Source organism: Vampirovibrionales bacterium (assembly GCA_016712355.1).
GTDB lineage: Bacteria > Cyanobacteriota > Vampirovibrionia > Vampirovibrionales > Vampirovibrionaceae > JADJRF01.
Map to the genome: position 1 here is coordinate 953,843 of JADJRF010000005.1, position 13,142 is coordinate 966,984.

The 13,142-nt window shown below is 62.3% G+C and carries 11 protein-coding genes; 2 read left to right on the top strand and 9 right to left on the bottom strand.

Translation table 11 applies throughout. From position 1 onward, the window contains the following. Positions 1–4 precede the first annotated feature (4 nt). The 8 genes from ylqF to IPK79_05770 form a co-directional block, all read right to left on the bottom strand. Positions 5–871, bottom strand: coding sequence for a ribosome biogenesis GTPase YlqF (ylqF, locus tag IPK79_05735; protein MBK8189934.1), 867 nt, complete (start codon positions 869–871; stop codon positions 5–7). Positions 872–907: 36 nt separating this feature from the next. Beyond that, the gene (locus IPK79_05740) at positions 908–2,116 is read right to left on the bottom strand and encodes a DegT/DnrJ/EryC1/StrS family aminotransferase (GenBank protein MBK8189935.1); all 1,209 of its coding nucleotides are present in this window, start codon (positions 2,114–2,116) and stop codon (positions 908–910) included. Positions 2,117–2,119: 3 nt separating this feature from the next. After that, on the bottom strand, positions 2,120–3,172 hold the full coding sequence (locus tag IPK79_05745; protein ID MBK8189936.1) for a GDP-mannose 4,6-dehydratase: 1,053 nt from the start codon (positions 3,170–3,172) through the stop codon (positions 2,120–2,122). Positions 3,173–3,269: 97 nt separating this feature from the next. Then, positions 3,270–3,482 carry a hypothetical protein gene (locus IPK79_05750; GenBank protein ID MBK8189937.1) on the bottom strand — a complete coding sequence of 71 codons (213 nt, stop codon included), beginning with the start codon at positions 3,480–3,482 and terminating at the stop codon, positions 3,270–3,272. Positions 3,483–3,644: 162 nt separating this feature from the next. Continuing rightward, positions 3,645–4,979, bottom strand: coding sequence for a VWA domain-containing protein (locus IPK79_05755; protein MBK8189938.1), 1,335 nt, complete (start codon positions 4,977–4,979; stop codon positions 3,645–3,647). Between the two features lie 133 nt (positions 4,980–5,112). Then, complete coding sequence (gene rimM, locus IPK79_05760) at positions 5,113–5,715, bottom strand: 16S rRNA processing protein RimM (GenBank protein ID MBK8189939.1); 603 nt, start codon at positions 5,713–5,715, stop codon at positions 5,113–5,115. A gap of 8 nt (positions 5,716–5,723) precedes the next feature. Further along, on the bottom strand, positions 5,724–6,161 hold the full coding sequence (locus tag IPK79_05765; protein MBK8189940.1) for a hypothetical protein: 438 nt from the start codon (positions 6,159–6,161) through the stop codon (positions 5,724–5,726). 215 nt (positions 6,162–6,376) lie between these two features. Continuing rightward, a complete protein-coding gene (locus tag IPK79_05770) occupies positions 6,377–8,530 on the bottom strand; it encodes a hypothetical protein (GenBank protein ID MBK8189941.1) in 2,154 nt (717 codons plus the stop codon). Positions 8,531–8,725: 195 nt separating this feature from the next. Here IPK79_05770 and rpsO point away from each other — a divergent pair, with 195 nt between their 5' ends. Continuing rightward, the gene (rpsO, locus tag IPK79_05775) at positions 8,726–8,998 is read left to right on the top strand and encodes a 30S ribosomal protein S15 (GenBank protein MBK8189942.1); all 273 of its coding nucleotides are present in this window, start codon (positions 8,726–8,728) and stop codon (positions 8,996–8,998) included. A 62-nt stretch (positions 8,999–9,060) separates the two neighbouring features. On the opposite strand, the gene uvrA is transcribed toward rpsO, so the two are convergent. Further along, a complete protein-coding gene (gene uvrA, locus IPK79_05780) occupies positions 9,061–12,078 on the bottom strand; it encodes an excinuclease ABC subunit UvrA (GenBank protein ID MBK8189943.1) in 3,018 nt (1,005 codons plus the stop codon). 129 nt (positions 12,079–12,207) lie between these two features. Between uvrA and IPK79_05785 the strand changes: the two genes are divergently transcribed. Then, positions 12,208–13,137: a hypothetical protein gene (locus IPK79_05785; GenBank protein ID MBK8189944.1), complete on the top strand. Its 930-nt coding sequence runs from the start codon at positions 12,208–12,210 to the stop codon at positions 13,135–13,137. The last annotated feature ends 5 nt before the right edge of the window (positions 13,138–13,142 follow it).

Genomic DNA, 13,142 nt, shown 5'->3' on the forward strand with positions numbered 1-13,142 from the left:
CCCCTTATTGTAGCAGCAACATATCCGCCGCGCCCGACGGATGAAACTCCAGCGTCAGCCGCCCGAGGCGTCCTTGACGAAACTCGCTGAGCGCAGCCCGCGCCGTCCGCAGAATATCTGCCTGTCCGCCGCGCGCCAGATATCCCCGCGAGGCGGCCATCGCATCCAGCGTCAACGCGGCGTCGGCAGGCAAGCGCAGCGAGGCGCGAATCGTTTGCGGATACAGGGCGCTCAAGTACGAGAGCAGCGCTTGAGCCGCAATTTCCTCGTCAAAGGCGGCGTCGGACACTGAACTGACCCAGGCGAGTTTCAGCCCGGTCTGCTCGTCGTCCAGACGCGGCGGAATGATGCCGGGCGTGTCCATCAACTCAACGTCAGGATGGATACGAATCCATTGTGAGGCGCGCGTGACGCCCGCCTTATGCCCGGTGCGCGTCTTGCGGCGCCCCACGACGCTGTTAATGACGGTCGATTTGCCCACGTTGGGCATCCCGACGACCATCACGCGCACGGGACGGCGCTTGCGTCCCTGGGCCGTCAGCGCCTGCATTTTGGCTTCTCCCAGCGCCGTGAGCGCTTCAATCAGGCGTTGGCGGGTCTTGCCGCTGTGCGCGTCATAGAGCAGGGCGGCCTCGCGTTCTTGCTGAAACGCTTTCAGCCAGGCTTTATTCTGCGCCGGATCGGCGAGATCGGCCTTATTAAGAAGCGTGAGCGTGGGCTTGGCCGCCATGGCCTTGCGCAGGCGCGGATTCACCGTCGACACGGGCAGGCGCGCATCGACCACTTCGATGGTCACGTCTACCAGCTTGAGCGCTTCGGCCAGTTTACGCTCCGCCTTGGCGATGTGGCCAGGGTACCATTGAATGGTCATCAGCAAGCCTTCTCGCGCGGCAACGCGCGGTTGCGTCTAAGAAACCGCTCGAATCGCCCGCACGGCGGCCTCGACGATCCGATCCAGCTCATTTGCGCTCAGACCGGGGTAAATCGGCAGAAAAAACGATTCGCGCGAAACCGCTTCGCTCATCGGCAGCGAGATCGCCCCCTCATCATAAGCCGCCTGAAGATGAATCGGAGGGATTCCGCGCCGCGTGGCGACGCCCGCTTCATCCAGCGCCCGCATCGCGGCGTCGCGTTGGCGTTCATCGGCTCCCAGCAGGCGCACGGGATAGGACTGCGCATTCCAGCAGGAGACATACGGCGGCGGGGTCAGCGCGCTCACGCCGGGCAACGCGCCCAGATCAGCATCATAGCGCCGGGCAATGGCCTGACGTTGCGCCAGAAAATCATCCAGTTGCGCCAATTGACTCAGGCCCAACGCCGCCTGGAGATCCGTGAGTTTATAGTTATAGCCGACTTCGGGATACGTCTCGTAAACCGTACTGCCAGCGCCATGGCGCGCCAGATCGGACAGCGACATGCCGTGCAGGCGCAGGCGGCGGGCGCGCTCGGCCTGTTTGTCGTCGGCCAGCAGCAGCATGCCGCCTTCGCCGGTGGTAATAATCTTGCGCGGATGAAAACTGAATGCCCCGCAAAAACCGGACGCCCCCACCGGGCGGCCTTTATATTCAGAGCCCAGCGCGCACGCCGAATCTTCCAGCAGATCCAGCCCGTAGCGCTCGGCCAGCGCGGCGAGCGCATCAATGTCAAACGGCATGCCAATCTGGTGAACGCCTAAAATGGCGCGCAATTGGCCGCCGCTTTCGCCATGGCGCCAGCGTCCGTCGGCCCCCGGGCGATAGTGCGCCAGAATCACGGCTTCGGCGGTTGCGGCGTCCAGATTCAGCGTCTGCGGATCAATGTCGACAAAGCGCGGCGTCGCCCCCACGTGGCGAATGACGTTGGCCGTGGCGATAAACGAATAGGACGGACAGAGTACGTCATCGCCCGGCCCAATGCCGTGCAGCAGCAGCGCCAGATGAAAAGCCGTTGTCCACGAGGTAGTCGCCACCGCATAAGCGGCCCCCGCGCGCGCGGCAATTGCGTCTTCAAACGCCTGAACCAGCGGCCCCTGCGACACCCAGCCGCTTTTAAGCGCTTCGGCCAGCGCGCGCGGCGCATCGTCGGCAAAGCAGGGCCGGGCGATCGGAATTTTAGGTAGGGCGCAGGCCGGAGTCATCGCCTATCGCGCCGAAGTTGGGGCGCATGGGGTTTTCTGAACGCCTTCCCAGTTGCGCGCCGCGCCGCATTGGGCCAGCAGCGCAGCGGGGTCGCCCTGGGCGCAGGACTTGAACCAGTCGACGGCGCGCTGAAGACCTTCGGCCAGACTCACGGCGGGCTCAAATCCCGTGGCGTTGCGCAGTTTGGTGATGTCGGCGTAATGGCGACGCACGTCGGCGGGGCGCTCAGCCTCGTATTGAATCGCCAGCGCATCGCGACCCATCAGGCTGAGCAGGCGGCGGGCGATCGCGTCGATGGTCGCTTCCTGGCCATACGCAATATTGACGGCCTCTCCAAGCAGCGCATCGCACTCGGCGACGCGAATCAAGCCGTCGACCGTATCGCTGACGTAGGTGAAATCCCGGGTTTGCTGGCCATCGCCAAAGACGACCGGCGGGCGATCGTTGAGCAGATTGACGATAAAGCGCGGAATCACCTCGCCGCTGGCGCCTTCGTGATGCTCGCGGATGCCGTAGGTATTAAACGGCCGCGCAATGACGGCGGGCATGCCGTACATCGTGACGTAGGCCTGCGTATAGAGTTCTCCGGCCAGTTTGCTGGCCCCGTAAGTCGTCGTCGGCGCCAGCGGATGGCTCTCGGTCATCGGCGCGCGCCGGGCCGTTCCGTAGACCTCCGATGAGGAGACGTAGACAAAGCGCTCAAGACCGGGATTCAGCCGGTATGCCGTCTCCAGGAGCCCAAGCGTGCCGGTGGCGTTGACGTCATGCACCAGATGGGGCTGATCAAAACAGATGCGCAGGCATTGCACGGCCAGATGGAAAATCACGTCGGCCTGCGGAACCAGCGCTTGCAAGATGTCGGAATTGAGAATGCTGTCTTCGACCAGCGTGACGCGGCCCGTTTGCAGGGCGTCCGCCAGATTCGCGCGCTTGCCGGTGGAAAGATCATCCAGCACGGTGACGCGATTGCCCCGCGCCGCCAGCGCGTCTACCAGCGAACTGCCGATAAAGCCCGCGCCGCCGGTGACGAGAATCCGTTTATCGCGTAATGCCATTGCCTTCGCGCCTCCTGTCTGCCGCCGTTTGAGCATACGGGAAAGCGAGGCTTGCTGTCAAAACGCGATGCCCTCAAGAGGCGATGCCAGGGAGACGTTACTCAATCGGCGGGGCTGAGCAACTGCCGTCGTCCTCTTCGTCGGGATTGCAGTCCGGCGGACCGTCGGCGGTTCCGGCGTCGTTGTCCATGGCAATGCCCAGCACGGGGACATTCAGCGTGGCAGCCCCGGCGGGGACCATCAGCGCAGGGGCCAGCGTCAGGCAGAGCGCCAGTGAACAGAAAAACCAGGCGGCATCTCGTAAGGACATAGCAGCGAACTCCTTATAGACGGGCTCAAGAGGATGAAATCAACCGGATGAAAACAGAGGCGTAAAGACAAGCATCATTGCGGGTCACAAGAGGATCATAGCCGATGACGGCGCGCGCGACCAGAGCGGCGGACGCGTCAATGGGCAAGCGGGCCAACGGCCTCAGGAAGCCAGGCGCATGTGGACGTCATGGGCGATCGTGTCGTAAATCTCGCGAAGGGCGTCCATGTCATAGTTGGTGGCCGCATACTGCTTGCCGTCGGTGGTGTCGGCGATGTAATCCAGCAGCCCGGCTTCCCAGGTTGGCTGTCTGAGCATCTTGCGCAGTTTCGACAGGCTGTTGTCACTGACCGGGCCAATCTGAATCGTGCTGACCGTTACGTCCATACCCTCTGCGCGCTGGGCCTGAGCCTGGGTCACGTTGATCATGTAATCGGTGTAGCCTTGCGTGCAGCTCAGCGAGTAGGCGTATTTCTGCTGGGCCTTGGTGTAATAGTAGTTGGCCGTCGAGATCTGGCCCCGGCTTCTGTAGTAATTATATTGCTTCATGTAGTTGTCGCCTGCGTCATCGGCATTGATGCAGTCTTTATAGTTCCAGTCCGGGCCGTCTGGAATATTGGGAAAGCCGTCGGTCAAGAAAATCACGAATTTGGTCGCGTTTTTGCGGCCATGGCTTTCCAGTTCATCCAGCGCTTTTTTCAGGCCCGAATAATAGTTGGTATTCCACCATTCGGATCCACTATAGGCGTACAGGTTATTAATGGCGGATTTCACCGTAGCGTAGCCGTTCGAGTCGTAGGTTGAAGTTAACGAGGCCGCAATGCGCGAATCAAAATCGAAATTCACCACGCCAATGCGATCGACCGATTCGCTATCGAGCGCGATGACCTTATCGACGTAAGCCACGGCGGCGTCTTTCACATCTTCCATCGGGTAGCCGTTGCCGCGGTTCATCGAACCCGACGTGTCCAGCACCAGCACGACGTCGCGCGCTGCTGGAACCGCCTTGGCATGGGCCGCGATCGTCATCGACGAGCAATCGACCGCCGGACCAGAGCCATCGCCTTCGCCGCCGCCGCCGACGCTTTCCCCGCCGGAGCCGCCGCCATCAAGACCGCCGCCGCCCTGGCTCAGCGTGCCGCTCAAACCGCACATCAAGCGCGATAAGAGCGTGGGCGCCTGCATGCGGGCTTCGACTTCAAAGGCGCTGCCGTCGTAGTGATAACTCAAATCGCTTTCGGCAAGCGTTCTGCCCGCAACCGGATTTTGCGAGGCGTACTCGTAAGCGGCTTGCTGCGCCTGCGCTTCGCCGTCTGGCAGTTGCGAGGCCCCGGCCAGCGCGGCGGCGTTGACCGCCGTCTGGAGCTGATTTTGCGTCGCAAAGTAAAACGGCAGGTCCACCGCCAGCGACGAAAACATCATCCCGGTCAGCATGACGCCGATCATCAGCACCTGACCGCTGCCAATCCCTTTGGCGGATATCCACGATCGTTTCATCCTGCAAGCCCTCATGCCATCAGCCACACGCCAGCAACACGCGTTCAATGCCTCAGCCTTGCGCCAGAATCGGCGCCTTACCGATGTTATTCCCCCAAGAGGGATCGCATTAAACGGGCCGCGTTACAATTGATTACAAAGCAGGCGATCCCGAAGGGGGATCTAAAAATCCTTCCAGATGCGCCATCCGCACCCAGCCCGCCGCGACGTCCACCTCGGGGAAGAAATCCCGGTTAAAGGGGATGGTCGCCCGCTCGCCGCCGCCCGCCGGCTCGATTTCCAGAAAATCCGACCCGCCGGCGCTCAACACGTCGCGCACCACGCCGCTCTCACGTCCCGATTCCGCTTCAATCACGCGCAGCCCAATGAGCGCGTCGACATGAAACGCATCCGGCGGCGGCGCGGGCACATCGCGCTGTCGCAGATACAGCGTCCCCTTCGAGAGCATCGGGCCCAGCGCCTGCTCCAGCGCCGTGCGCGAAGCGAAGCCTTGCAAACGCGCGCGCGCCATGCCGGGGCCTGTCATCTGAATCCGCTCAATGCGAACGGCTTTAAGCGTCGCTACAGCAGGAGACGACGTCCCTGCCGGGGCGATAAAGGCATCCTGCGCGACGCCCGGCCAATCCGGCGCGTCGTCTGTCGTTCGAATCTTGATATCGCCCGCCAGTCCATGCGGTCCCGCCAGCGCCCCGACGCGAATCAACGGTTCGCCGTCTGGCGACTCACAGGTCGCCATGGCCCCCGTTACCCGTGAATCTCGCGTATCACGCCGTCTTCGACGAGCAGCTCGCAGTTCTGGACTTTTTCGTAGAGGTTTTCGCCTACGGCGATATCGACGTAACTTTCCAGCACGCCGGTAATGACATAGGCCCCGTTAGCGACTTTGTCCAGATTGCTCAGTTGCTTGGACACTTCCATTTTAAGGGCCGTCAGTTGGCTGCGCTTGCCCTGGGCTTCCTGATTCAGGCCTTCGAGCTGGCGCGAGACGTTATGCCCTTGCTGGGACAGATCTTCAATCTGGCGCAGGGTCTGCTGATACTGCTGATCGAGCGTCGCCAGCTGATTTTCAATCAGGCGCACTTCATTGGTGAGATCGGTTTTGGCCTGTTGACGAAACGCGTCGTTCACCAGCGTTTTTACCGTCATTTGGCGTTTGACCCGGACGGTCTGGGCGTTTGACATGGGCGGGCTCGCTCCTTGCGCGGGGGTATCTCTGTCGGGATGCGTCTGGCGAAACGGCAACCGCAGCCGCCGGGCCATTGGGGCTATTTTACCATCGCTTGCGCGCGCGCGGCTCCTCTGTCCATCGGACGTCCGCCAAAAGGGGCGGCCGGAAGCGCCTTAAAGACGCTCCCGGCCTGAGGTATGGAGGTTACAGGGTGAACTTGAGGCGCGTATTAGCGATTATTCCAGCCAATGCCGTTGTCGTCCCACGCGCTGGCGGGCGCCGGAAAACGCGCGGCCAGCGACGCGACGGGCGCTGTTTCGCGTCGCTGCGCCGGGGCAGGCGTCACGACGGTGCGCTCGATACTGCGCCGAATCGGCCGATCCGGCTCGGGATAATTTACCGCCGCCGGCGGGCGCTTGGCGATCGTCCGGGCAGGCGCGGCTGTTTTGGTCGCTGGTTCGGATTTACCAATTAACCGGATAGGCGGTAACGGCGCAGGCGCGCTGGCCACAGACGCCGGGCGCGGCCCGGCTGAAGCGGGCTGGTTTTGAAGGCGCTTCAACATGTCTTGAACCGATTCCGCCGGCGTCTGCGGCGTCTGAACAGGCGTGGGCGCAGGCTTAGCGGGCAGGGCCGCCGGTTTTGGCGCGTGCGGCGTCGCCGTCGGCGCCGGGGCAGGCGAGCGTCCCGGAAGCGAGACAAGCTCGATGGGCGGTAAGTTCGCTTTTTCTGGCGGAATCGCCTTTTGCGCAGGGTTTTCTGGTTTTTGGACCGCCTCTGCTTTGGCTTTTTCCGCCGCCTCGCGCTCGGCGCGGCGTTCTGCCATATGAAAATCATATTTCGGTTTCGCTGAATCCAGCGCTGGCTTGTCCGGAGCGGCTGTCGGCGGCGTTGCGGCGATCGCCTCGCGGATAGGATTCAGTTTGGAAAGCCCGGAAGATGCGACGGGCAGCAACGCGCCCGCGCCTGCGGCGCTCATCGGTAAGACGCGCGCTTTTCGACTCGGCGGAACCCCTTCGCCCTGAAGCTTGGCAATCCGGCGCTCGATCGCGTGAATGTCCTTATCGATGTGGGTTTGCGTGCGCTTAGGATTGTAGTGATGGAGCGCGGTATTATGCTGCTCCAATTGCGCTTTATTGTCGGCGAAGGCCTGACGCTTGTCGCTCAAGTCTTTCCACTGCGCTTGCTGCGCTTCTGTCATATTCGCGCGGGCGCGACCCGGGAGTTGTCGCTCGAGAGCCTTGATTTCCCCTTCCAAGCGCGCTTGCGCCTCCTGTAGATTGGTTCGCTCGGCAGATTTAAGGCGTTGCTCGGGAAGCGTTGCCTTTTCGTTTGTCAACTTTTCCAGCTTGGCTTGCTGGGCCTCAATTTTTCGCGTCAGTCGCGGCGAACGGCCCATCGGCGCCGAAACCGTCGTCGACGGACCTGCGGGGGTCGCGCTGGCGGCAACCGGCGGCGCCTCCAACGGCGGTGGGGCAGGAATGCTTGGCGTAGAAGGGGCGGTATTCGCTGATCCCGAAGACGGCCCGGCAGGCTGGACGATCTTTGTCGCGCCCCCAGATCCAGGCGCTAAGACCGGCGGCGCCTCTACCGGCGGTGGGACGGGAGCGCTTGGCGCGGGCTCTTGAGGCGTTACGGGCGATTTTGCGCTGGCCGGCGCGCTCGTCCCCGGCGATTTTACCCCGCCGCGCAAGGCAGAAACCCCGCCCGCGACGCCCAATACGCCTAAGCTGCCGTTGGTCGTGATGTCGGCGATCGCGGTCAACTTGCCTTCGGCGTCGTTATTGGCGCTGGCCTTCTGATAGGCGTCGACGCCTTGATAGGTCTGATACCCCGCGTAGCCGGTTCCCGCAGCGCCTAGAACGCCCAGCGCGATCGCCGGAACGCCAGCCGCCATGAGGGCGCCAGCGGCGACGCTTCCCCCAATGACGCCTTTGGCGGCCGTTGCGCCGCCCTCGCCCACGGCATTCAGGACTTGCACGCGTCCCAATTCGCCTTCCGGTCGCGTAAAAGCCTCGTGATTCTTTTGTTGCGCAAATGTGGATAAATCTGACGCATTGCCGTTCAGGGCGCTGAGAAATTCCTGACGCGACTGCGCAGTGACGCCTTCTTTTTGAGGGTCGGAGGCCGCATATAACAAGGCGGCGATTTCCGTATTCGATAACTGCTGATCCGAGGATCCCTTCCCATCGCTTTTCCCGAAGGCGGCGATCGCCTGATTCAACTGCTGGTCTGACAGCGTGAAGCCGTCCTGTTTCAAAGCGTCCGCCAGATTTTGCCGGGTCGCCTGCGGGTCGCCCGAGGCAATCGTATCGGCGCGCCGCAGCACGGTTTGCGAATAGTTTTCAGCCGGAAGCCAATTGCTCCAGTCCGTCCATCCCATGAGCCAAAATCCCCACCCTGTTATTATTCTGGAAACGGAAACCACCCGTGATTTTGATTCTATGAATATAAAAACTAACGATTCGGTTTTTGTGCGGTCTTTTTTTCGAGCCGCCGTCGTCCTTGCATCGCCCGTCTGCGAGTGGTACAGTCATCGCTCGACGATGCATTCCAGACTGGAGACCCGTGATTTCCCATGGCAATGACCCAAGAGAAGAAAAAAGCCCTGTTTTCGCAGTACGGCCGCCACGCCAAGGATACCGGCAGCCCGGAGTCGCAGATTGCCGTCCTGACGGATCGCATTAACGAGCTGACGGCGCATCTCAAGCTCCACCCGAAAGATTTCGCCACGCGCCGCGGCCTGATGAAAATGGTCGGCCGCCGCCGCCGCCTGCAGGCCTATTTCCGCAACGCCGCCGCCCCTGAGCGCTACAAAGAGCTCATTCAAAAGCTCAACCTGCGCAAGTAGGGCGCGTCCGCTACGCGTTTAAGACTTAAAACGGATCCGCCGCCATCGAGGCAGCGGGTCCGTTAGCGTTTGACCTTCCCCCGCCCTTTTTTCGCTGGCGGCGAGGGAGCGGCGGGCGAGGCGAGCAGTGGCGCTAGAAATTGCCCTGTATACGAGTCGGGACACGCCGCGATGACCTGCGGCGGGCCTTCCGCCAGAATGAATCCTCCGCCGTCACCGCCTTCGGGGCCCATGTCGATGACGTGATCGGCGACTTTTACCAGGTCCAGATTATGCTCGATCACCACAACCGTATTGCCTTGATCCACCAGGCGCTGCAAAATCGCGATGAGCTTGTCGAGATCGCGCCAGTGCAGGCCGACCGAGGGCTCATCCATCAGATACAGCGTGCGGCCGGTGGCGCGTTTAACGAATTCACAGGCCAGCTTCAGGCGCTGCGCTTCGCCGCCGGAAAGCGTCGTGGCGCTTTGGCCCAGCGTCATGTACTCCAGCCCCACTTCGCATATCACCGACAATTGCCGGTGAATGCGCGGATGATCCTCAAACGTCTGGCAGGCTTGCGCAATGGGCATCGCCAACACATCGGCGATCGAGTGGCCGCGATAGCGGATCGAGAGCGTCTCGGCGTTATAGCGCCGCCCGTCGCATGCGTCGCAATGAATCTGCGCATCCGGCAGAAAATTCATCTCAAGGGTCGTATGACCGGCGCCCTGGCACGCCTCGCAGCGCCCCCCCTTCACGTTGAAACTAAAGCGACCGGGCTTGTACCCGCGGATTTTTGCGTCCTCGCTCGCCGCAAACACCTGGCGAATCTCGTCAAACACGCCTGTGTAAGTCGCCGGATTGCTGCGCGGCGAACGCCCAATCGGCGCCTGATCGATTTCGATGACGCGATCAATGGCTTCGACGCCCAGAAGCGCATCGTAGCCCTCGGGGCGCGGTTGCTGGGGATCGCGCGCATGACGAAGCGCCCCGCGCAAGAGGTCAAAAACCAGCGTCGACTTGCCCGATCCGCTCAACCCGGTGACCAGAATCAACTTGCCCAGCGGGAAAACCGCATCAATGCCCTTGAGATTATTCAGCGACGCGTTTTTCACAACGAGCGCCCCCGCCTCGGTCGATGTGCGGCGGGCGGTCGGCAAAGCAATCTGTGCGCGACCGTACAGATAGTCGCCCGTCAACGACTCGCTCGCCTGCGCCAGCGATTCGGGCGGACCTTGCGCCACGATACGCCCGCCCAGACGGCCCGCGCCGGGGCCGATGTCCACCACCCAGTCAGCGGCGCGGATGGTCTCTTCATCATGCTCAATCACAATGACCGAGTTGCCCTGATCGCGCAGGCGCAAGAGCGTTTCAATCAGTTGGCGATTATTGTGCGGGTGCAGGCCGATGCTCGGCTCGTCCAGAATATAGAGAATCCCGGACAGGTTGGCGCCGAGTTGGGTGGCCAGCCGAATCCGTTGGGCTTCGCCGCCTGAGAGCGTGGCGGCGGGCCGCGCCAGCGTCAGGTAGGACAGGCCGACGTCCAGCAGGAAGCGCAGCCGTTGTTCAGCTTCGGCGATGGGCTGCCGCCCGATGATGAGTTGCGTTTCGCTCAACGAGGCAGGCAAGTCGCACAGAAATCGCCATGCCTGCGCCAGCGGCAACGAGGACAGCTCAAAAATATTCAGCCCGCCCAGTTGAACGCTTAGCGCCAGTGGCTTGAGGCGCGCGCCTTCACATGCCGGACACGTGGTCTGGCGCATAAAGCCCTCGATGTAGGCGCGCGAGGCGTCCGAGCCGTCGCGATGGCGGCGCTTGAGAATCGGCACGACGCCATCAAAGGCGTTGAGCATTTCTTCCCAAGCCGAGGCCTCATCGCCCGAAGACGCTTCGGGGGCGACGTTCTTGCCGTCGCCGTAGAGTAAAAACCGCTTCTGCCGGTTGGAAAGCTTGCGATAAGGCGTGTCCAGATCGATTTCATGCCGGGCGGCCAGCATGCGCAGGAAGGCCTGATAATATCGGCCTGAAAAGCGCTCCAGTGGGCCAATGGCGCCCTCTCGCAACGATTTCGACGGGTCAGGAATCAGCGCCGATTCGGCGATCTCATGATGCGCGCCGAGTCCTTCGCAGGCGGCGCAGGCCCCGTAAGGCGAATTAAAACTGAACAGGCGCGGCGCCATTTCTTCCAGCGCCCCGCCAGAAGCTTCATCCGCCAGCGCATGACCGTTGGGGCAAGCCAGATGGCTGGCGAAAAACTGCTCGCGCGCCGCCTCGCCCACGCGCTGGACAATCACAAAGCCGTCGGACTTGCGCAGCGCGGCGCTGATGGCGTCTAACAACCGCTGACGGGTCGTCTCGTCGGCCTTCAGCACAATGCGATCCATCACCACGTCGATCTGGTGGGTTTTGTGGCGCGCCAGGCGATGATCGTCGGGCAATTCTTCCAGCAGATGCGCCTCGCCGTCGATGCGCGCGCGCGTGAAGCCTTCTTTGCGCAGTTGATGGAACAGGGCGTTGTAATCGCCTTTTCGGCCTCGCACCACTGGCGCGAGAACCTGCAAGCGCGCGCCGTCGCCCCAACTGGCGACCTGTTCGGCGATACGTTCAGGCGATTGCGCCGATACCGGGGCCTGGCACGTCGGACAATGGACGCTTCCGACGCGCGCATAGAGCAAGCGCAGGTAGTCATACACCTCGGTGACGGTGCCGACCGTGGATCGCGGGCTGCGACTGGCGGTTTTCTGGTCGATGGCGATGGCGGGCGACAGGCCGTCGATGCTCTCGACATCCGGCTTTTCAAATTGTTCCAGAAATTGCCGCGCGTACGCGCTCAGGCTTTCGACGTAGCGTCGCTGCCCTTCGGCGAAAATCGTGTCAAAGGCCAGCGAGGACTTCCCGGAGCCGGACACGCCGGTCATCACGATCAGCCGATCGCGCGGCAGACTCAGCGATACGGCCTGAAGATTATGCGCACTGGCGCGGCGGATTTCGATGGCGTCCAATCTGAATCGCTCCGGCAGGAAGTCGCGACAAGCCTGCTGCCAGTCTAGCGCAAACCCGCCGCATCGCCCCGCTCGCCTTGCCCCGCGCGTAAACATGCGTATCCTCTGGAATGCGCCGACGAATATTCAAGCGTCGGACCCGTTGGCCGATAGAGGGCTCAAGAGCCCGCCTTTTTCTATCCGTGAATCTTATCCACAAGTAACAGAAGAGAGGATGATGGCCCCTTGCCTTCCAACGCCCGTCCCCGCGCCAAACGCCGACGCCTCGATGCGACGTGGTTTCAGACGGAAGATGTTTTGAGCGCAGGCCCTCTTGCCGCCGATCCTGGCATGAGCGCGCCTGATAATGACGGGCTGACGTCTCTTCACGATTATCTGGCACAACGTCTGCGGCAGCCGCAAGACCTGGACGCGCGCCCCGTCGACGCGCTGGATTTCGCTGACAGTCAGGGCCCGTTTCTGCTGATTCCCGTGGGCGATTCGTATCCGGGCGCGCCGTCGCTGCCCGCATCGGTCAGCGGGCGACGGCTGGATGGCATGGACACCGAGATGAACGCCGGCATTGAGCACCTGTTGCCATCTCCTTCAATTCGCCTGCGTATCGTCAAGGAGCGTCTGACCCGCGAGCGCATCGCGCTGACGACCCGCCTGGCGCAGTATGCCCAGCAGTATGAACAGATGAAAAACCCTTCGCCCGCGCTGTCTGAGCAAATGGCCGCGCTGGAATCGCGCTTGCAAATTATGCGCGCGCACGAAGACGACGTGGACGCGCAGTTGAAAGCCCTGTTTCTGTCCGGCGCGCCCGCCTTTCTGTGGTCCGATCGCTTTCGCCACGCCCGCCAGCGCGTCATGCGCGCCGTGACGACGACCTTGGGCCTGCTCTCTCTAGACGCGCTGCTGACCCGCCTGAATCCGAAACGCCGCCAGCGCGAGCGTATTCAGGCCCAACTGACAGATCTCGCCCAGATGTTTGCCGCCCGGCAAGCCGCTCGCGGGGCGGGCGCCGCCGAAGTCAGCGATATCATTAACGCCTACGATCGCCTGCTGACGCAACTGGAAGCGTTGCGCGGCCAAACGCCCGGCCCGTCGGCGGTCGCCCGGTTTTTCGCGCGCCTGCTCGCTCTGAGCGGCCCTCTGCGCAGGATGCTTCCCTAAAACAG